Consider the following 18,894-nt stretch of genomic DNA (forward strand, 5'->3'; position numbering starts at 1 on the left):
GCGTAGTCCGTGTCGGCGGCGTCGCCGTGGCGACCCAGGGGTTGCCGCGTGCCCCGGGTTCCCGGAGGCGGCCTGCGTGGTACCACGCAGGGGGCGGCGCCGGCGTGGACGGGCCGGAGTGGGATGGACAGGTCCGACACCCCGACCGGAGGCCTCCCGTGAACCGTTCCGCTTCGCCCACCTCGGTAGCCGACGTGGTCGGCAGTCCGCCCGGAGGATCGCGCGGCGCGCCGCGCGCAGCGATCGAGGCCGCCGTGCGCGGCCGGGTGGTGATGGTGCGGATGGCCGGCGAGGTGGATGCGGCATGTGTCGCCGAGGCCGTGCCCACGATCGCGATGCTCGACACGCTGGCGGGTTGCCGGCCGGTGCTCGTCGACACGCACGACGTGACGTTCATGGACTCGTCGGGCGTCGCCCTGCTGGAGCGGGTGGTGCGCCTGTGCCGCGCGGCCGGCGTCCCGGTGGCGCTGCTCGACCCGGCCGTCGTCGTCACGGAGGTGCTGGGGCTCCTCGAGCTGGACCGCTGGTTCCCGGTGGTGCGCTCCGCAGGCCGTGCCAGTGCCTGACGCCGGGCAGGAGGACCACGGTGGCGGGGCCACCACGACCGACCCGCGGGTGCACCGCCCCCCGCGGCCACGACACCGAGGGGTGGAAATGAACGCACCGCAGCACGTCCTGGTCGGGGTCGACGGCTCGGACGAGAGTCTGCACGCGCTCGACTGGGCCGCCGCCTTCGCCCGCCGCGCCGGCGTGGAGCTGCACGTCCTCAGCGCCTACACGCTGCCAGGGTTTACCGGGAGCTACAGCTTCGCCCACGACGTCCCGATGGTCGACGACCTGTACGCGAAGCGGTACGTCGAGGACCTGCTGGCTCGCGCGCACGAGCGGGTGGTCGCGACCGGCGTGCCCGCGACGACCGAGGTGACCATCGCCGACGCGACGACCGCGCTCGCGGAGCGGTCGGCGCGGTCCGGGCTGGTCGTCGTCGGGGCGCGCGGTGCCGGCGGCTTCATGGAGCGGCTGCTCGGCACGGTCTCGGCGAACCTCCCCGTGCGGTCGGCCTGCCCCACGGTCGTCGTGCCGGGGCGGGCGCGGGTCGACGACGGCTCCCTCGCGGCTGACTCCCTCGACCGCTTCGGCAAGGTCGTCGTCGGGGTGGACGGCTCACCGTCCTCGGATGCCGCGCTGCAGGCCGCCGTCGCGCAGGCGCGTGCCTGGGGAGCCGCCGTCGAGCTCGTGCGGGCGGTCTCCCTCGTCGGCTGGAGCGGTTCACCCTGGCTCGACCCGGGATTCCGGGAGTCGGTCCTCGGCGGCGCCCGCGCGGAGCTCGACCGGGACGTCGCGCGCCTCCGGGCGGAGCACCCGGACCTGAGCGTGAGCGCCGACGTCGTCGAGGGGCACGCGTCCGACGTCCTGGCCGACAGCTCGGCGGCCGCGGACCTGCTCGTCGTCGGCTCTCGCGGACGAGGCGGGATCCGCGGACTCCTGCTGGGCTCGACGAGTCAGGCGGTGCTGCGACGGTCCCACTGCCCCGTGCTGATCCCGGCGCGCGCGTCCGAGCGGGCCGGTAGCGGACGCGCGGACGGCGACTGACCAGGCGGGGAGGACCGCGCCCTGCCTACGATCGGCGGCATGGTGACTCCCCGCACGCGTGTGGGCATCGTCGAGGACGAGGCCCTCATGCGGGGGATGCTCGAGCAGACCCTGTCGGCCGAGGAGTCGTTGCGCGTGGTGCACTCGGTGCCCGGCGTGACCGAGGCGAGACTGGTCTTCACCCCCGGGTCGTGCGACGTCGCACTGCTGGACGTGAACCTGCCCGACGGCAACGGGGTGGCGCTCGGGGTGGCGCTGCAGCGGGCCGACCCGCGCCTGGCGGTCATGCTGCTGTCGAGCGAGGACGTGATGGGCCTGTTCACGACCGTGCAGGGCGAGGCGACCCGCCCGTGGAGCTACCTGTCCAAGCGGTCGAGCTTCGCGCGCGACGTCCTGGTGCGCGCGGTCGCGGCGGCGGCGCAGGGGCAGGTGGTGCTCGACCCGTACCTCGTGCAGCGCTCCACGCCGCGCCCCGGGTCGGCCGTCTCCGCGCTGACGCCCGCCCAGTTCGGGGTGCTGCGGCTCGTGGCCGAGGGACTGTCGAACCACGCCACGGCAGACCGGCTCGGGATCAACGAGCGGTCGGTCGAGAGCCATCTGAAGTCGATCTACCAGCGCCTCGGCGTCGACGGCACCGAGCACAACCGGCGCGTCGCCGCGGTGCTCGCGTTCCTCGAGCAGACCGGCCGCTCGTGGCGGGCCTGAGCGCGCGGGTCGCCCCGGCACGGGGGCGCGCCGCGGAGACCGTCCTGCTGCGGGACAGGACGCGGATCGCGGTCGCCGTCGCCGGGGCCAACTTCGTGCTGTACGCCCTGATGACCGTGGCCGGGTGGGCCGGCTGGGGCGGGCTGCAGACCGCGATCACGCACGAGCGCAGCGCTCTCGGGGTGACCCTCGACGGCGTCGTCGTGCTCGTGGTGAACCTGGCGTTCGGGGCGGTCGTCATCGCCGGCACGCTCGCCTTCCGCCCGCTGTCGCGCCGGTGGCCTGCCCGGCTCGTCGTCGTCACGGGCGTCTCGGCCGTGGCCTCGGTGCCACGGATGCTCGCGCTCACCGCGATCAGCAGCACGCCGACCGGCGGCGCCTACGTCGCGGCCGTCGGCACGCTCGGGCTCGCCGCGGGCGTCGTCGGGATGTCCGCCGGGCTCCTGTCCGCGTCGCTGGTCGACCAGGCCCGGACGGAGCAGCAGCGCCGCGAGGAGGAGGCGCTCCGCGCAGCCCGCGCCGTGGAGGAGCTGCAGGACGAGGAGATCCGGGTGCGCCGGCTGGTGTTCGACCAGCTGCACGGCACGCTGCAGTTCCACCTCGTGACGGTGACGGCGGGACTCGACCGTGTCGCCGAGCAGCTGGCGTCGGCCGGTGACGACGACCGTGCCGCCGAGGTGCGCCACTGGACCGAGACGATCGAGGAGATCCGCGAGGAGGACGTGCGCTCGCTGAGCCACAGCGTCTTCCCGTCGGGCGCCGACCTCGGCCCCCAGGAGGCGATCGAGGTCCTGCTGCGGCGGCTGCCGCCCCAGGTCGACGCGTCGATCGAGCTCGGCGACCGCTACCGGGACCTCGTGGCCCGGGAGGGTCTGCGGATGCCGATGGCGGAGCGTCTCGTGGTGATCTACACGGTCGAGGAGGCGGTGACCAACGCCCTCCGGCACGGCCGGGCGCGGACGGTCACCGTCCGTGCGGACGCCGAGCCCACCGCCGACGCCGACCGCTGGGTGTTCGTCACCGTGGTCGACGACGACGGCACGGGGCCGACGGACCCTGCGCCGGAGCTGCACGGCCTGCGGCGCCACCTCGAGCGCATCGAGTACCGCGGCGGGACCCTCGCCCTCGGCGCCGGTCCCGACGGAGGAGGCCGGCTCGCCTTCCGGCTCCCGTTCACCGCGGACCCCGCGGCCGGGGACGGTGCGTCGTGACCGGCGTCGGGCCCCGGTGCCCCGTGAACGGCTCTGTGAACGCTCGGTAAAGAAAGTCTCTGGTGAGGTTCCGCCGGAGGTTCGCAGAGGTGTAGCGTTGCGGGCGTCGCGACGACGAGGTCGCGAGTCCGGATCGCAGCGCTCGAGACAGCGGCGCGCAGGGACGCAGGACGTGGGACGAAGGTGCGGCATGACTTTCACCGACGAGGCGCAGGCCGGGGGAATCGCCCTGGTGGAGCGGACCGACGTGAGCGTGGTGGACATGTGGGGCGAGATCGACATCGCCCTGCGCAACGAGGCGAGCGCGGCGCTCGCGAGGGCGTTCGAGCGTGACCTCCCCGTCGTCGTCGACACGTCGCGGGTGACGTTCATCGACTCCGCCGGGGTCGCGTTCCTCGTCCAGCTCTGCCGGATCGGCCGGGACGAGGGCCTGCGGGTGTCGCTGCACCGTCCGCCGGCCGCGGTGCTCGACGTGCTGCGGATGCTCGACCTCGACGTGCCCCCGGACGCGAACATCCTCTCCCGGACCACGACCCCGACGGCGCCGACGCCCGCCGCGCCGCACAGCCTGGCCGGCTGACGGGCGGACGCGGGAGCGTCAGTGGTCGCGACCGCTGGCGGCGAGGGCGGCGGCCCCGACGATCCCGGCGCGGTTGCGCAGGGTGGCGGGGATGATCGGCGCCCGCAGGTTCAGCAGGGGCAGGAACTTCTCGTGGTGCTTGCTCACCCCGCCGCCGACGACGATGAGCTCGGGCGCGAGGAGCATCTCGACCGTCTCGAAGTAGCGCTGCAGCCGCTCGGCCCACTGGTGCCACGACAGGTCGTGGCGCTCGCGGGCGGACTCGGCGGCCCGCGACTCGGCGTCGTGCCCGTCGATCTCGAGGTGGCCCAGCTCCGTGTTCGGCACGAGCACGCCGTCCACGAGCAACGCCGAACCGATGCCGGTGCCGAGCGTGACCATGAGGACGACTCCGTCGCGCCCCTGGGCGGCGCCGTACCGCTGCTCGCCGACACCGGCGGCGTCGGCGTCGTTGACAGCGGTCACCTGCCGGCCCGTGGCCTCGCTGGCCAGCGCGGGCAGGTCGACGCCCCTCCACGACTGGTGCAGGTTGGCGATGAACCGGACGACGCCATGGTCCATCGGGGCGGGGAAGGCGACGCCGACCGGCACGTGGGCCGGCAGCTCGAACGAGTCGACGAGCTCGGCGAGCACGCCGGCCACGGCGTCCGGGGTGGACCTCTCCGGGGTCGGGATGCGGCGGCGCTCGTCCGCGAACTCACCCGTCGCCAGGTCGACCGGCGCCCCCTTGATTCCCGACCCGCCGATGTCGATGCCGAACGCGACCGGCTGCGCTGCCTCCACCATGGGCCCCATCTTGATGCAGGATCGTCCTATGAGCGACACAAGCCCGGTGCAGTACTGGTACAACACCAAGACCGGTGAGGTCGAGGAGAGCCGCGACCGCTCCAGCTGGAGCCACCGTATGGGCCCCTACCCCTCGCGGGAGGCGGCCCGCAACGCCCTGGACTCGGCCCAGCGACGCAACGACGAGTGGGAGGGCGACGACGCCGACTGGCGCGGCAAGGACTGACGGCGGGGCCTCGCGCGGCGGACCGATGAGTCCTCGCCGCGACCGAGGTCGGCCCCGCATGACGACGAGGATCGAGGCGAACGGCGTCACGCACGGCGTGGCGCACTTCGGGGACGCCGCCGCCCCCCTGGTGCTCTGCGCGGGCGGGACGACGATGCTGTCCTGGCCCGACGCGCTCTGCGAGACGCTCGCCCGTGGCGGGCGCCACGTGGTGCGGTACGACCTGCGCGACGCCGGGGCGTCCACGACCGTGGACCCCGGGGCGCCGGCCTACACGCTGCGCGACCTCGCGACCGACGCCGCGGCGATCGCCCGGGAGCTCGACGACCGGCCGGCGCACCTGGCGGGCATCGGCGTCGGCGGGATGGTCGCCCAGGTCGCCGCGCTCGACCATCCGGGGGCGTTCGCGGAGCTGACCCTGGTCGGCACGCGTCCCGTCGCGCCGGGCCCGGTCGACGACGACCTGCCCGACCACGACGCCGAGGCGATGGGGCGGCTGTTCGCGCTGGCGGAGCCGGACTGGTCCGACCGCGACGCCGTGGCCGAGCACGCCGCCCGCAGCGCCGAGATCCTCGGCGACGACCCTGCCGCGGCGCGCGTGGTCGCCGGTCGGGTCTGGGACCGCACGCCGGGGACGGCTCCGGCGGTGCACGCGGCCAACCAGCAGGGCATGGTCTTCGCCGCCCTCGACTGCACGCCCCGGTGGCGCGAGCGGCTCGGCGAGATCGCGGTCCCGACGCTCGTGGTGCACGGCCGCCGCGACCCGTTCTTCCCGGTCGGGAACGGAGAGGCGCTCGCCCGCGAGATCCCGGGAGCGAGGCTGCTGGTCCTCGAGGAGGCCTCGACGGCGGTCCCCGACGCCGCTGCGGCCCGGGTCGCGGCGGCGATGCTCGCCCTGACGGGCGACCCCGGCGCCGCCTGATGCCGGGCTAGCGCTCGAACGAGTGCGCGGCGTCGGGGAAGGTGCCCCCGCGGACCTCGGCGGCGTAGTCCTGCGCCGCCTGGCGCAGCAGGTTGCCGACCTCGGCGAACCGCCGCGCGAACCGCGGCGACCAGTCGGTCATCCCGGCCATGTCGGTCCAGACCAGCACCTGCCCGTCGACGCGCGGGCCCGCGCCGATGCCGATGGTCGGGATGCGCAGGATCTCGGTGGCGCGTGCGGCGACCTCCACCGGCACCATCTCCAGCACGACGGCGACCGCCCCGGCCTCCTGCACGGCGAGCGCGTCCTCGCACAGCGCCTCCGCGGCGTCGTCGCCCCGGCCCTGGACCCGCGGGCCGCCGAGGATGTTCTCCGACTGCGGCGTGAAGCCGAGGTGGCCGACGACGGGGATGCCGGCGTCGGTGAGCGCGCGGATCTGGGCCGCCGACCGGCGGCCGCCCTCGAGCTTGATCGCGGCGGCGCCGGTCTCCTTCATGACCCGCACCGCGGAGGCGAGGGCCTGCTCCGGGCCGGCCTCGTAGGTGCCGAACGGCAGGTCGACGACGACGAGCGCGTGCTCGGCGGCGCGGGCGACGGCGCGGGCCGGCGGGATCATGTCGTCGAGGGTCACCGGCAGCGTGGTCGCGTGCCCGTGCATGGTGTTGCCGATCGAGTCGCCCACGAGCAGCAGGTCGAGACCCGCGGCGTCGAAGATCCGGGCCGTCACGGCGTCGTAGGCCGTGAGCATCGTGAGCTTCTCCCCGCGCTCCTTGGCCTCGGCAAGGTGGTGGACCCGGACGCGGCGGCGGCGCGTGAGGTCGGCGGCGGGCGAGGGGGCTGCGGCGACGTCGGCGGCGGCGTCGTGACCGGGGTTCGACATGGCGGCCAGCCTATGCCTCCGACGTGCGGTACCGGGTATCCGTCCAGGTCGGAGCCCGGCACGCGCGGGGGAGACGCCAGGACATACCCCGTTAACACTTCTCGGGCAGGATGGGCTCATGGACAGGCAGCAGGAGTTCGTGCTCCGCACGGTCGAGGAGCGCGACATCCGCTTCATCCGGCTCTGGTTCACCGACGTGCTCGGGGTGCTGAAGTCGGTGGCGGTCGCCCCGGCCGAGCTCGAGCAGGCGTTCACGGAGGGCATCGGCTTCGACGGCAGCTCCATCGAGGGGCTGACGCGGGTCTACGAGGCGGACATGATCGCCAAGCCCGACCCCACGACGTTCCAGGTGCTGCCCTGGCGTGGTGAGCGGCACGGCACGGGCCGCATGTTCTGCGACATCCTCACGCCGGACGGCGAGCCCTCCCTCGCCGACTCGCGCAACGTGCTCAAGCGCACGCTCGCCAAGGCCAGCGACCGGGGCTTCACCTTCTACACGCACCCCGAGGTCGAGTTCTACCTGTTCAACCAGCTCGCGGCGCCGGAGGACCCGTTGGTCCCGGTCGACAACGGGGGCTACTTCGACCACCTGGCCCGCGGCAGCACGCACGACTTCCGCCGCGCCGCGATCACGATGCTCGAGTCGATGGGCATCTCGGTGGAGTTCTCCCACCACGAGGCCGGCCCGGGACAGAACGAGATCGACCTGCGGTACGCCGACGCGCTGACCACGGCGGACAACCTCATGACCTTCCGTACGGTGGTCAAGGAGGTCGCGCTCGAGCAGGGCGTGTTCGCGTCGTTCATGCCCAAGCCGATGGCCGACCAGCCGGGCTCGGGGATGCACACGCACCTGTCGCTGTTCGAGGACGACCAGAACGCCTTCCACGAGCCGGGCGCCCAGTTCGAGCTCTCGAAGACGGCCCGGCAGTTCATCGCCGGCCTGCTGGTGCACGCCGCCGAGATCACGGCCGTGACCAACCAGTACGTCAACTCGTACAAGCGGTTGTGGGGCGGCGCCGAGGCGCCCAGCTACATCTGCTGGGGCCACAACAACCGGTCCGCCCTCGTGCGCGTGCCCATGTACAAGCCGGGCAAGGGCAACTCCGCCCGCGTGGAGTACCGGGCGCTCGACTCGGCGGCGAACCCGTACCTCGCGTTCGCGGTGCTGCTCGCCGCCGGTCTCAAGGGCATCGAGCACGGCTACGAGCTGCCGGAGGCCACGGGCGACGACGTCTGGGAGCTGACGGACCGCGAGCGGCGTGCCCTCGGCATCGCCCCGCTGCCGCAGTCGCTCGACGAGGCGATCGAGCTCATGGAGCGCTCCGAGCTGGTGGCCGAGACGCTCGGCGAGCACGTCTACGACTTCGTCCTGCGCAACAAGCGGCAGGAGTGGGACGCCTACCGCGCGCAGGTCACGCCCTACGAGCTGCGCCGGTTCCTGCAGAACCTGTGACCGCCCGCCCGCCGACCCTCACGAGCCGGCTGCTCCACGCCGGCTTCGCGGACCTCACGAGGTCGGCGTCGCTCTGGTCCGACCCGGCGCTGCAGGAGGCGCTCGCGGAGCCCGGTCGTGCGGACGCGCTCCTGGCGGCGGTCGGGACCTGCGCCGACCCGGACCTGGCGCTCCTGCAGCTCGTGCGCCTCGCGGAGCACCCCGACGCCCGCGAGCGGCTCGGGGCCCTGCTCGACGAGGGCGCCCCGCCGCGGGCGCGCACGCGCCTGCTGGCCGTGCTGGGCGCCTCGTCGGCTCTGGGCGACGAGGTCGTGCGCCGTCCCGAGCTCCTCGACGTCCTCGCTGTGCCCGACGGCGCGGCGCTCGACACGGACGACATCGAGCACGTCGATATCGAAGACATCGACATCGACGGCGAGGGGGAGGACGGCGCCGACCCCGGCCCGCGTACGGTGACCGGCCCGGCCGAGGTGCGTGCCGCGCTGCTGCGTGCCGTGGGCGCCGACCCGGGCGCCGCGGTGCCGGTCGCCGCCGACCCGGACGCCGGCCCGGGCGTCGGCTGGCCGGACGCGGGCGCGGCGACCACCACGGACGCGCTGCGCCGGGCCTACCGCGCCCGGCTGCTGGCGCTGGCGGCCGACGACCTCACCGCGAGCGAGCCGCTGACGCGCATGCCCGTCGTCGGGGCGGCGCTCGCCGACCTGGCCTCGGCCGCACTGGAGGCGGCGCTCGCCGTCGCGCGGGCCGAGCTCGACGACCACGGCGCGGGCGTGCGGCTCGCCGTCCTGGGCATGGGCAAGACCGGCGGGCGCGAGCTGAACTACGTCTCCGACGTCGACGTCGTGTACGTGTGCGAGCCGGGAGAGCTCCCGGACGGGGGCGTCCTCGACGAGGAGGCGGCGCTCGCCGTCGGAACCCGTCTCGCGACCGGGCTGCAGCGCGTGTGCTCGGCCACCTCCGCCGAGCCCGCCCTGTGGCCGGTCGACGCCGCACTGCGGCCCGAGGGCGCGCAAGGGCCCCTGGTGCGCACGCTGGCGAGCCATCTCGCGTACTACGAGCGCTGGGCGGAGACGTGGGAGTTCCAGGCCCTGCTCAAGGCGCGCCCCGTGGCCGGCGACGCGGCGCTGGGCCGCGACTACCGGGCGGCCGTGGACCCGTTCATCTGGTCGGCCGTGCACCGCGAGCACTTCGTCGAGGACGCCCGGGCGATGCGCCGCCGCGTCGAGCAGCACGTCCCGGCCGCCGAGGCGGACCGGCAGATCAAGCTGGGCAAGGGCGGCCTGCGCGACGTCGAGTTCACCGTGCAGCTGCTGCAGCTCGTGCACGGACGCGCGGACCCGCAGATCCGCTCGCCCCACACGCTGTCCGCGCTCGCCGCCCTGGCCGCCGGCGGGTACGTCGGGCGCGAGCACGCCGCGCGGATGGCGGTCTGCTATCGGTTCCTGCGCGCGCTGGAGCACCGGGTGCAGCTGTTCCGGCTGCGACGGACGCACCTGCTGCCCACCGCGGAGGAGGACCTGCGCCGCCTCGCGCGGTCGCTCGGCATGCGCACCGAGGGCGCGAAGGGCCTGCTGGAGCGCTGGCGGGCGACGCGGCGCGAGGTGCGCGCCCTGCACGAGGAGGTCTTCTACCGGCCGCTGCTGCCGGCCTCGGCGCAGCTCTCGGACGCCGAGCTGTCGCTGTCCCCGGACGTCGCGCGCGAGCGGTTCGCCGCCGTCGGCTACCGCGACCCCGACGGCGCGATGCGGCACGTCGTGGCGCTGACGGCGGGCACGTCGCGCCGGGCGGCGCTGCAGCGGCAGCTGCTGCCGGTGCTGCTCGGCTGGTTCGCCGAGGGCGCCGACCCGGACGGCGGGCTGCTGGCGTTCCGCAAGCTGTCCGACGAGCTGGGCGCCACGCCCTGGTACCTGCGCCTGCTGCGCGACTCCGAGAACGCCGCCTATCACCTGAGCCGGCTGCTGGCCTCGTCGACGTACCTCGCCGAGGCCCTGGCGCGCTCGCCCGAGTCGGTGCGCTGGCTCGCGGACACGTCGGGCCTCGAGCCCCGTGGCCCGCAGCGGCTGGCCGCGGAAGCGGACGCCATCCTCACGCGGGCCGACGAGCCGAGGTCCGCGGCCCAGCGGTTGAGGGCCCTGCGCCGTCGCGAGCTGGCCCGGACCGGGGCCGCCGAGGTCCTCGGCCTGCTGGCCCCCGTGGACGCCGCGGCCGCGGTCTCGGACGCCGCGGACATGGTCCTGGCCGGCGGCCTGCGCGCCGCCGAGCACGCGGCGCGCACCGAGCTCGAGCTGGGGGAGTCGCCGGAGGCGAACCCCACCCGGTTGCTCGTCGTCGCGATGGGGCGGCTCGGCGGACGCGAGATGGGGTACGGCTCGGACGCCGACGTGATGTTCGTGCACGAGCCGGTGCCGGGCGCCGCGCCCCAGCTCGCGCAGGACTTCGCCACGCGCGCCGCGACGCGCCTGCGGGCGCTGCTGTCGGAGGTCGGCCCGGAGCCGACCCTGCCGGTGGACGCGGACCTGCGCCCTGAGGGCCGGCAAGGGCCCCTCGTGCGCACCCTCGACTCGTACGCCGAGTACTACGGGCGGTGGTCGAGCGTGTGGGAGGCCCAGGCGCTGCTGCGCGCCCGGCCGGTGGCGGGCGACGCCGGCGGAGAGGGCTCGCTGGGGTCCCGGTTCGAGGCGCTCGTCGACCCGCTGCGCTACCCGGCCGGCGGGCTCGACGTCGCGCGCCTGCGGGAGGTGCGGCGGATCAAGGCGCGGGTCGAGGCGGAGCGGCTGCCCCGGGGGGCGGACCCGTCGCGCCACCTCAAGCTCGGTCGCGGCGGCGTCGCGGACGTCGAGTGGACGGCACAGCTGCTCCAGCTGCAGTACGCGGGCGAGGTGCCGGCCCTGCGCACGACCGGCACGGTCGCGGCGCTCGACTCCGCGACCGCGGCGGGCCTCCTGGACCCCGAGGACGCCGCCCAGCTGCGTGACGCGTGGGTGCTCGCCTCGCGCCTGCGGTCGGCCGTCGTGCTCTGGTCCGGGCGCACCACGGGAGCGCAGACCGACCGGCTGCCGCACGACTCGCGCGACCTGGCCGGCGTCGCCGCCCTGCTCGGCGACGTGGGCACCGGGGGAGAGCTCGAGGAGCTCTACCTCCGCACCGCCCGCCGCGCCCGCACGGTCGTGGAGCGCGTCTTCTACGGCGAGGAGTGATGCGCTGCCGAGCGCGGGTCCCCCTGCGCCGCGGCATGCGGCACGATATGTCCATGCTGATGTCATCGCCGTCGCCCACGGGCGCGCCGACCGCTCGCCGCCGACCCTCGGGAGCGGTCGCGTGAGCGCCGGCCTGCTCGGCCTGCTCGACGACGTCGCGGCGATCGCCAAGCTCGCCGCCGCCTCGCTCGACGACGTCGGGGCGGCCGCCGCGAAGGCGACGGCGAAGGCCGCGGGCGTCGTCGTCGACGACACGGCCGTGACGCCGCAGTACGTGCACGGCGTCGCCGCGAACCGTGAGATCCCCATCGTCAAGAAGATCGCCTGGGGATCGATCCGGAACAAGGTGTTCTACATCCTCCCGGTGGCGCTGATCCTCAGCCAGTGGGCGCCGTGGCTGCTCACGCCGATCCTCATGCTGGGCGGCACGTACCTGGCCTTCGAGGGCGCCGAGAAGATCTGGGGTCGCCTGCGCGGGCACGAGGGGCACGACAAGCCCGCCGCGACGGTGGGACCGGATGCGGAGAAGAGCCTCGTCGCCGGCGCCGTGCGCACCGACCTCATCCTGTCCGCCGAGATCATGGTCATCGCCCTCAACGAGGTGGCGCACGAGCCGTTCTTCTCGCGGCTGCTCATCCTTCTCGTCGTCGCGCTCGCCATCACCGTGATCGTCTACGGCGTCGTCGGCCTCATCGTGCGGATGGACGACATGGGTCTGGCGCTCGCCGGCCGCGACTCGCGGGGCAGCCAGCGCGTCGGCCGCGCGCTCGTGACAGGGATGCCCAAGGTGCTCGCGGTGATCTCCGTCGTGGGGACCGTCGCGATGCTGTGGGTCGGCGGCCACATCCTGCTGACCGGCACCGACGAGCTCGGGTGGCACGCGCCCTACGAGTTCGTGCACCACCTCGAGGAGACCGTCGCGCACGCCGTGCCCGGCATCGGCGGGTTCCTCGGCTGGCTGGTCAACACGTTCTTCTCCGCCCTGGTCGGCGTGATCGTGGGCGCCGTCGTCGTCGCCGTCGTGCACGTGCTGCCCTTCGGGAAGAAGCACGGGTCCGAGCACGGGGCCGAGGGCGAGGCGGCGGCCGCCGACGAGCCGCAGGCCTGAGCCGCCGTCCGCCCGGGGTTTCCCGGGTGGACGACGGGCTCACGCGCGGGCGGTCACGACGCGACGGTCACCGCGCCGCGGTCGCTCTCGCGCAGCGCCACCTTGTTCACCTTGCCGGACGCGTTCGTCGGGATCGCGTCGAGGACGACGAGGTCCTTGGGCTGCTTGAACCGGGCGAGGGTGTCGCCCAGCCAGCCCTGCAGCTCCGCGAGGCCGAGCGGCTCGCCGGGGGTGAGGACGACGGCGGCGACGGGTACCTCGCCCCAGCGCTCGTCGGGTCGGCCGTACACGGCCGCGGCGGCGATCCGCGGGTGCGCGAAGAGGGCGTTCTCCACCTCGGCGCAGTACACGTTCTCGCCGCCCGAGATGATCATGTCCTTGAGCCGGTCGACGACCCAGACGAAGCCGTCCTCGTCCTGGCGCACCAGGTCGCCCGAGTGGAACCAGCCGCCGTCGAAGGCGGCCGCCGTCTCGGCGGGCTTGCGCCAGTACCCCTTCATGAGGTTCGGCCCCCGGTAGACGATCTCCCCGACGGTTCCGGGCGGGACGTCGCGGAGCTCGGTGTCGACGACGCGCCACTGGACGGTGGGGACCGGCCGGCCGACCGACCCGAGCTTGCGCAGGGCGTCCTCACCGCGCAGGGCGCAGGTGATGGGGGAGAGCTCGGTCTGGCCGAAGACGGCGACGTTGAGCGCGTCGGGGAACGTCTCGGCCATCGTGCGCAGCAGCGTGTCGGACGCCGGCGCGGCGCCCCAGCTGATGACGCGGAGCCGCAGGTCGCGCTCCCGGATGCCGGGGACGGCGCAGATCGCCTGCCACTGCTGCGGCACGTTGAAGACGATGGTGGCCCCCTCGCGCTCCCAGGCGTCGACCAGTGCCGCCGCGTCGAAGGCGCCGAGCGGGTGGATGACGGTCGGGATGCCCACCACGAAGTTGGCGGCGATCGACCCCAGCCCGGCGATGTGGAACAGGGGCGCGGTGAGGAAGGCGACGTCGGACTCGTCGAAGATCTCGTTCACCCGCAGGACGGTGAGGGACTGCGCCGTCATGTTGAGGTGGTCGAGCATGGCCCCCTTGGGGCGCCCGGTGGTGCCCGACGTGTACATGATGAGGCAGGTCGAGTCCTCGGGGACGTCGGGCGCGACGAACCCGTCGAGCGGCTCGGCCAGGAGGTCGGCGATGCTCTCCTGCCCGTCGGCGGCGTCGCCCACCACGACGACTCTGCGGAGCCGGTCGGTGAGCTGCCGTGCGGCCGAGAGCAGCGGGGCGAGCGGCTGGTCGACGACCACGAGGTCCGCGTCGGCGTCGTCGACGACGTAGGCGATCTCGGCGGGGGAGAGCCGCACGTTCATGGGGACCGCGACGGCGCCGAGCCGGTTGATCGCGAAGACGGTCTCGACCACGAGGGTGTGGTTGAGGGTCAGGAGCAGCACGCGGTCGCCGAACCCGACCCCGCGACGCTGCAGCGCCGCGGCGAGGGTGTCCATGTGCCGGGCGGCGTCGGCCCACGTGGTCACCTCGCCCAGGAACGAGAACGCGGTGGCGTCCGGCTTGGTGGCGGCATGGGTCAGGACCTGGTTCATCCAGTGGTTGCGGCGGACAGTCGGGGGGATGGCGTCCGTGACGTCGCTCATGGCATGCACCTCTTCGTACGTGAGCCGAGTCCGGGGCGAGGCGCCGTCGCCTCGTCCCGTCCGTTCCTGCCGCCCGCGGGGGTCGACGGGATCATGTTACTCACCATTCACATCGGAGTGCCAGACCCCGCGGGGAGCCGGCGTTAGTGTGTGCAGCGTGAGCGAGGCGAGGGCGGCGGACCAGGTCAGGAGGCGCCCTCGTGACCGGCGGCAGACCATCGAGGCGGCCGCCGCGGTCGCCTTCGCGGAGCGCGGGTACCACCGGGTGGCGATGCAGGACGTCGCCGACGCCGTGGGGATCACCGCGGCGGCGCTCTACCGGCACTTCGACAACAAGTACGAGCTGTTCCGCGAGATCGCGATGGACCTCGTCGCCCGGCTGACCGACGCGACCGCGGCGGTCGACGAGGTCGCCGACCGGACCCCGGCGACGGCACGCGCTGAGGCGGAGGCCGTCCTCGACGCCGTCTCGGGCGAGACGATCGCGATGCGGTCCTCCGGGAACATCTATCGCTGGGAGAGCCGCTACCTGCGCCCCGAGGACCGCCGGGCCCTGGCCGCGGAGTTCACCGCGCTGCGGCGCCGTCTCGCCGGACCCGCCGCGATGCTGCGGCCCGACCTCGACGCGCACACGCTCGACCTCGTCGCCCTGGCCGCGCTGAGCGTGATCGCGAGCGTCACGGCCCACCGCACCCCGATGGCCGTCGCCTCCCTGCAGGGGCTCCTGCGCGAGGCGGCGATGCGCGTGCTCACCGACACGCCGGGTCCGGCGCCGACGGCGTCGTCGCCGGGCGACCGGCCGGCCGAGGAGCCCGCGCGGCCGAGCCGCCGGCGCGACCAGCTCGCGCAGGCGGGGATCGCGGCGTTCGCCCGGAGCGGCTATCACGAGGCCTCGATCGAGGAGATCGCCGCCGCGGTGGGGATCACGCCGTCGGGCGTCTACCGTCACTTCAGCGGGAAGTCCGAGATCCTGCGGACCGCGTGCGAGCGGGCGGCCGCGACCCTCGACGCCGCGGCGGAGGACGCGCTGGGGCGCCCCGACCCCCGCGAGGCGCTGCGCAGTCTCGAGGCGGCGTACGTCCGTTTCGCCGTCGACGAGCGCGACCTCATGGACGTCTACACGGCGGACGTCGGGGCCCTCGACGCCGAGGACCAGCGCCGGCTGCGCCGGCTCCAGCGCGCGCACGTGGACGACTGGGTCGAGCTGCTCGGGCGGCTGCGCGCGGACCTCGAGCCGCGCGACCTGCGGTTCCTCGTGCACGCCGGTTTCAACGTCGTCGCCGACCTGAGCGTCGCCCTGCGCCGCAGCCCGGCGCCCGAGGCCAAGCGATGGATCGGGGTCGTGCTGGAGACCGTGCTGGGCGTCTAGTGCGCGGCTAGCCCCGAGTGCCCTTGGACCGTCCGTGCAGCAGCGGGATCATCCGGGCGACCAGGTGCATGTCCTTCTCGGTGCGGTCCATGGTCAGGAGGTTGAGGGCCGCCTTCCGGGTCTGGCGCGCCACGGACTTCACCGTGCTGAACTCGCGCAGGCCGTCGGCGCCGTGGATGCGGCCGAACCCGGACTCCTTGACCCCGCCGAAGGGGAGGGCGGCGACCGCGGCGAACCCGAGCACCGAGTTGACGGTCACGACGCCGGCGCGCAGGGCGTCCGCGGCGGCGGACGCGGCGCGGGCGTCCTTCGTGAAGACCGCCGCGCCGAGCCCGTAGGGGGTCGCGTTCGCGCGCTCGACCGCCTCGTCCAGGGAGGCGACGCTGTTGATGACGACGAGGGGGCCGAACGTCTCGTGCCGCACCGCGAGGGAGCGCTCGTCGACGTCGGTGACGACGACCGGGCCGACCACGCGGCCGTGGATGCTCTCGGGTCCGCCGAGCACTGCCGTCCCCGATCGCACGGCGTCCTCGACGTGCCGGCGCACGACGTCCGCCTGGGCGGGCAGCGTCATGGGCCCGTACTGCGCGTCGGGGCCGGAGGTGCGAAGGCGCTGCGCCCGCTCGACGACGCGGGCGACGAGGTCGTCGCGCACCGCCTCGACGACGTATACGCGCTCGACGCCCACGCACGTCTGCCCGGCGTTGCCCATCGCCCCGAAGACGACGAAGTCCGCGGCGGCGTCGAGGTCGGCGTCGGCGGCGACGAGCAGGGCGTCCTTGCCGCCGCACTCCGCGACGATCGGCACCAGCCGCTCGGCGGCGGCCGCCATCACCTTCTTCGCGGTCGCGGTGGAGCCCGTGAAAGCGACCTTGTCGACGTCGGCGGCGACGAGCGCGGCCCCCGTGGCCCCGTCGCCCGTGACGGCGACGAGGACGTCGTGGCCCACGGCCTCCTGCCAGCGCTCGGCGAGCCACACGGCCGGGCCGGGGGTCAGCTCGCTGGGCTTGAAGACCACGGCGTTACCGGCCGCCAGCGCGTACGAGATGGAGCCCATCGGGGTGTAGAGCGGGTAGTTCCACGGGCCGATCACGCCCACGACACCGTACGGCTCGTAGCCGACCGTGGCGTGCTGGTTGTAGTTGATCAGGCCCGCGCGCACCCGGCGGCGGCGCAGGACGCGGGCGGCGTTCTTCGCGGCCCAGTCCAGGTGCCCCAGGGTGAGCATGACCTCGAGCAGGGCGTCGTCGGCCGGCTTCCCGGTCTCCGCGGCGATGAGGTCGGCCAGCTCCCGGGCGCGCAGCGCGATCCGCGACTTCCAGCGCAGGAGGTACGCGCGCCGCCCGGCGGGACCCTGCTCGCGCCACCAGCGGGCGCCGTCGCGGGCGCCGGCGACGGCGGTGGCGACCTCCGCGGCGTCGGCCACCGGGTAACGACCGACGGGCTCGCCGTCGACGGGACGGTGCGTGGTGATCTGCCGGGCGTCCTGCCCGGCCTGGGAGGTCTGGTCCGCAAGCGTCATCGCCGGTCTCCTACTCCACGTCGAGCAAGACAAGTAAATCGCGAATCACACTCTAGGGCGGCCCGGGGCGGCGCGCAACGATTTCTCTAATCTTGGTTAGAAATCGGGTTAGGATCGGAGCATGGAGGTCACCGGGACGGAGGCGACGCGACCCGCGTCGAAGTCGGCGCAGACGCGCCAGCGCATCCTCGACGCGGCTGCGGAGGTGCTGTCGCGCAAGGGGTACGCGGGCACCCGTCTCGCCGACGTCGCCGCGGTCGCCGGTGTCCAGGCCCCCGCGATCTACTACTACTTCTCCTCGCGCGACGGGCTCGTCGAGGAGGTCATGTGGGAGGGCGCGCACCGTGTCCGGCTCCACGTCGAGGAGACGCTCGAGGCCCTGCCGGACGACACCACCGCCATGGAGCGGCTCCTCGTGGCCGTCGACGCCCACCTGCGCTACGAGCTGCAGGTGTCCGACTACGCCACGGCCTCGATCCGCAACGCCGGGCACGTCCCGGAGCAGCTCCGGGTGCGCCCGGCCGCGGAGGAGGCGCTCTACAGCCGGCTGTGGCGCGACCTGTTCGTCGCCGCCCAGCAGGCGGGGGAGGTGCGCGCCGACCTCGACGTCAACACGTTCCGCCTGCTGCTGCTGGGGGCGATGAACTGGGTCGTCGAGTGGTGGAACCCGCGCACGCGATCCCTCGACGAGCTGGTGGCGACCGCGCAGGGGATGGTCAGGCACGGAGCCGGGGCCGGCTGACCAGCTCCACCCGGGCCCGCAGCACCTCCTCGGCCTGGGCCACGGTGCGGCGCACCACCTCCCCGGCGGTCGGGACGTCGTGGATGAGGCCCTGCACGAGCCCGACCGTCCAGATCCCCGCGTCGAGGTCGCCGTCCTCGAAGACCTTCCGGCCCCGGGCGCCCGCGACCAGGTCGCGCACGTCCTCGAAAGTCCCGCCCTGCGCCAGGATCGCGACGACCTCGTCGCTGACGGCGTTCTTCGCGACCCGCGCGGTGTTGCGCAGGGACCGGAAGATGAGGTTGGTGTCGAGCTCCGAGCCGGCCACGATCCGCTCCTTCACGGCCGCCGCGACGGGCGACTCGACCGTGCACAGGAACCGCGAGCCCATCGTGACGCCGTCGGCCCCGAGCGCCAGCGCCGCCGCGAGGCCGCGGCCGTCCGCGATCCCGCCGCAGGCGAGGAACGGGATCGTCAGCCGGTCCGCGGCGGCCGGGAGCAGCACCATGCCGGGCACGTCGTCCTCGCCGGGATGGCCGGCGCACTCGAACCCGTCGATCGTCACCGCCGTCACCCCGACCGCCTGGGCCTTGAGCGCGTGCCGCACGCTGGTGCACTTGTGGATCACGCGGACCCCGTGGGCGCCGAACATCTCCATGTGCGGCTCGGGGTTGGAGCCGGCGGTCTCGACGATCGTGATGCCGGCGTCGACGATCGCCCGCCGGTACTCGTCGTACGGCGGCGGGTCGATCGCCGGCAGGATCGTGAGGTTGACCCCGAGGGGCTTGTCGGTAAGGCGGCGGGCCCGCTCGATCTCCGTGACGAGATCGGCCGGGGTGGGCTGCGTGAGGGCGGTGATGATGCCCAGCCCGCCGGCCTCGGAGACCGCGGCGGCGAGCTCCGCCCGGCCGACCCACATCATGCCGCCCTGGACGACCGGGTGCTCGATCCCGAACGCCTCGGTGAAGCGTGTGCTGATCACGG

General features: G+C 74.3%; 17 protein-coding genes. 12 read left to right on the plus strand and 5 right to left on the minus strand.

Annotated features, from left to right (window positions below; translation table 11 throughout):
- Positions 1 to 194: 194 nt before the first annotated feature.
- The 5 genes from ACFQ8T_RS03385 to ACFQ8T_RS03405 all read left to right on the plus strand — a co-directional run bounded on the left by ACFQ8T_RS03385 (position 195) and on the right by ACFQ8T_RS03405 (position 4,089).
- A complete protein-coding gene (locus ACFQ8T_RS03385) occupies positions 195 to 566 on the plus strand; it encodes an STAS domain-containing protein (RefSeq protein WP_430545155.1) in 372 nt (123 codons plus the stop codon).
- 88 nt (positions 567 to 654) lie between these two features.
- Positions 655 to 1,593 carry a universal stress protein gene (locus tag ACFQ8T_RS03390; protein WP_430545156.1) on the plus strand — a complete coding sequence of 313 codons (939 nt, stop codon included), beginning with the start codon at positions 655 to 657 and terminating at the stop codon, positions 1,591 to 1,593.
- Positions 1,594 to 1,632: 39 nt separating this feature from the next.
- Positions 1,633 to 2,298 (plus strand): response regulator, encoded by a 666-nt coding sequence (locus ACFQ8T_RS03395; RefSeq protein ID WP_430545157.1) that lies wholly within the window; start codon positions 1,633 to 1,635, stop codon positions 2,296 to 2,298.
- Positions 2,286 to 3,509, plus strand: coding sequence for a hypothetical protein (locus ACFQ8T_RS03400; RefSeq protein WP_430545158.1), 1,224 nt, complete (start codon positions 2,286 to 2,288; stop codon positions 3,507 to 3,509). Before ACFQ8T_RS03395 ends, ACFQ8T_RS03400 begins: the two co-directional genes overlap by 13 nt.
- 190 nt (positions 3,510 to 3,699) lie before the next feature.
- Positions 3,700 to 4,089 (plus strand): STAS domain-containing protein, encoded by a 390-nt coding sequence (locus ACFQ8T_RS03405; RefSeq protein WP_430545159.1) that lies wholly within the window; start codon positions 3,700 to 3,702, stop codon positions 4,087 to 4,089.
- 18 nt (positions 4,090 to 4,107) lie between these two features.
- Here the strand turns inward: ACFQ8T_RS03405 and ppgK are convergent, their stop codons facing one another.
- The gene (gene ppgK, locus ACFQ8T_RS03410; protein ID WP_430545160.1) at positions 4,108 to 4,875 is read right to left on the minus strand and encodes a polyphosphate--glucose phosphotransferase; all 768 of its coding nucleotides are present in this window, start codon (positions 4,873 to 4,875) and stop codon (positions 4,108 to 4,110) included.
- Positions 4,876 to 4,903: 28 nt separating this feature from the next.
- On the opposite strand from ppgK, the gene ACFQ8T_RS03415 reads away from it, so the two are divergent.
- Together ACFQ8T_RS03415 and ACFQ8T_RS03420 are read left to right on the plus strand one after the other, a co-directional pair.
- Positions 4,904 to 5,101, plus strand: a complete 198-nt coding sequence (locus tag ACFQ8T_RS03415) for an SPOR domain-containing protein (protein ID WP_430545161.1) — start codon at positions 4,904 to 4,906, stop codon at positions 5,099 to 5,101.
- A gap of 58 nt (positions 5,102 to 5,159) precedes the next feature.
- Complete coding sequence (locus ACFQ8T_RS03420) at positions 5,160 to 6,023, plus strand: alpha/beta fold hydrolase (RefSeq protein ID WP_430545162.1); 864 nt, start codon at positions 5,160 to 5,162, stop codon at positions 6,021 to 6,023.
- A 7-nt stretch (positions 6,024 to 6,030) separates the two neighbouring features.
- Here ACFQ8T_RS03420 and panB read toward each other — a convergent pair whose 3' ends face one another.
- Entirely contained in the window at positions 6,031 to 6,903 is an 873-nt protein-coding gene (gene panB, locus ACFQ8T_RS03425) for a 3-methyl-2-oxobutanoate hydroxymethyltransferase (RefSeq protein ID WP_430545163.1), read from the minus strand.
- A gap of 118 nt (positions 6,904 to 7,021) precedes the next feature.
- Here panB and glnA point away from each other — a divergent pair, with 118 nt between their 5' ends.
- The 3 genes from glnA (at position 7,022) to ACFQ8T_RS03440 (ending at position 12,664) form a co-directional block, all read left to right on the plus strand.
- The gene (gene glnA, locus ACFQ8T_RS03430; protein WP_430545164.1) at positions 7,022 to 8,359 is read left to right on the plus strand and encodes a type I glutamate--ammonia ligase; all 1,338 of its coding nucleotides are present in this window, start codon (positions 7,022 to 7,024) and stop codon (positions 8,357 to 8,359) included.
- Entirely contained in the window at positions 8,356 to 11,556 is a 3,201-nt protein-coding gene (locus ACFQ8T_RS03435; protein WP_430545165.1) for a bifunctional [glutamine synthetase] adenylyltransferase/[glutamine synthetase]-adenylyl-L-tyrosine phosphorylase, read from the plus strand. The genes glnA and ACFQ8T_RS03435 overlap by 4 nt, the downstream gene beginning before the upstream one ends.
- A gap of 121 nt (positions 11,557 to 11,677) precedes the next feature.
- Positions 11,678 to 12,664, plus strand: coding sequence for a DUF808 domain-containing protein (locus ACFQ8T_RS03440; RefSeq protein WP_430545166.1), 987 nt, complete (start codon positions 11,678 to 11,680; stop codon positions 12,662 to 12,664).
- 53 nt (positions 12,665 to 12,717) lie between these two features.
- On the opposite strand, the gene ACFQ8T_RS03445 is transcribed toward ACFQ8T_RS03440, so the two are convergent.
- Positions 12,718 to 14,298, minus strand: coding sequence for a long-chain-fatty-acid--CoA ligase (locus ACFQ8T_RS03445; RefSeq protein ID WP_430545167.1), 1,581 nt, complete (start codon positions 14,296 to 14,298; stop codon positions 12,718 to 12,720).
- A gap of 157 nt (positions 14,299 to 14,455) precedes the next feature.
- On the opposite strand from ACFQ8T_RS03445, the gene ACFQ8T_RS03450 reads away from it, so the two are divergent.
- Positions 14,456 to 15,667: a TetR/AcrR family transcriptional regulator gene (locus ACFQ8T_RS03450; RefSeq protein ID WP_430545168.1), complete on the plus strand. Its 1,212-nt coding sequence runs from the start codon at positions 14,456 to 14,458 to the stop codon at positions 15,665 to 15,667.
- A gap of 7 nt (positions 15,668 to 15,674) precedes the next feature.
- Here the strand turns inward: ACFQ8T_RS03450 and ACFQ8T_RS03455 are convergent, their stop codons facing one another.
- Positions 15,675 to 17,189 carry an aldehyde dehydrogenase family protein gene (locus tag ACFQ8T_RS03455; RefSeq protein ID WP_430545169.1) on the minus strand — a complete coding sequence of 505 codons (1,515 nt, stop codon included), beginning with the start codon at positions 17,187 to 17,189 and terminating at the stop codon, positions 15,675 to 15,677.
- A 121-nt stretch (positions 17,190 to 17,310) separates the two neighbouring features.
- Between ACFQ8T_RS03455 and ACFQ8T_RS03460 the strand changes: the two genes are divergently transcribed.
- Positions 17,311 to 17,931 carry a TetR/AcrR family transcriptional regulator gene (locus ACFQ8T_RS03460; RefSeq protein WP_430545170.1) on the plus strand — a complete coding sequence of 207 codons (621 nt, stop codon included), beginning with the start codon at positions 17,311 to 17,313 and terminating at the stop codon, positions 17,929 to 17,931.
- On the opposite strand, the gene ACFQ8T_RS03465 is transcribed toward ACFQ8T_RS03460, so the two are convergent.
- The gene (locus ACFQ8T_RS03465; protein ID WP_430545171.1) at positions 17,906 to 18,892 is read right to left on the minus strand and encodes an NAD(P)H-dependent flavin oxidoreductase; all 987 of its coding nucleotides are present in this window, start codon (positions 18,890 to 18,892) and stop codon (positions 17,906 to 17,908) included. The genes ACFQ8T_RS03460 and ACFQ8T_RS03465 overlap by 26 nt on opposite strands.
- Positions 18,893 to 18,894: the final 2 nt, after the last annotated feature.

Origin of the sequence: Isoptericola sp. NPDC056618, from assembly GCF_042792715.1 — a bacterium.
Taxonomy (GTDB): Bacteria; Actinomycetota; Actinomycetes; order Actinomycetales; family Cellulomonadaceae; genus Isoptericola; species Isoptericola nanjingensis.

Coding starts and splice junctions, on each gene's coding strand:
- ACFQ8T_RS03395 (WP_430545157.1), top strand. CDS start 1,633: ATGGTGACTCCCCGCACGCGTGTGGGCATCGTCGAGGACGAGGCCCTC.
- ACFQ8T_RS03460 (WP_430545170.1), top strand. CDS start 17,311: ATGGAGGTCACCGGGACGGAGGCGACGCGACCCGCGTCGAAGTCGGCG.
- glnA (WP_430545164.1), top strand. CDS start 7,022: ATGGACAGGCAGCAGGAGTTCGTGCTCCGCACGGTCGAGGAGCGCGAC.
- ACFQ8T_RS03390 (WP_430545156.1), top strand. CDS start 655: ATGAACGCACCGCAGCACGTCCTGGTCGGGGTCGACGGCTCGGACGAG.
- panB (WP_430545163.1), bottom strand. CDS start 6,903: ATGTCGAACCCCGGTCACGACGCCGCCGCCGACGTCGCCGCAGCCCCC.
- ACFQ8T_RS03445 (WP_430545167.1), bottom strand. CDS start 14,298: ATGAGCGACGTCACGGACGCCATCCCCCCGACTGTCCGCCGCAACCAC.
- ACFQ8T_RS03420 (WP_430545162.1), top strand. CDS start 5,160: ATGACGACGAGGATCGAGGCGAACGGCGTCACGCACGGCGTGGCGCAC.
- ppgK (WP_430545160.1), bottom strand. CDS start 4,875: ATGGTGGAGGCAGCGCAGCCGGTCGCGTTCGGCATCGACATCGGCGGG.
- ACFQ8T_RS03405 (WP_430545159.1), top strand. CDS start 3,700: ATGACTTTCACCGACGAGGCGCAGGCCGGGGGAATCGCCCTGGTGGAG.
- ACFQ8T_RS03415 (WP_430545161.1), top strand. CDS start 4,904: ATGAGCGACACAAGCCCGGTGCAGTACTGGTACAACACCAAGACCGGT.
- ACFQ8T_RS03455 (WP_430545169.1), bottom strand. CDS start 17,189: ATGACGCTTGCGGACCAGACCTCCCAGGCCGGGCAGGACGCCCGGCAG.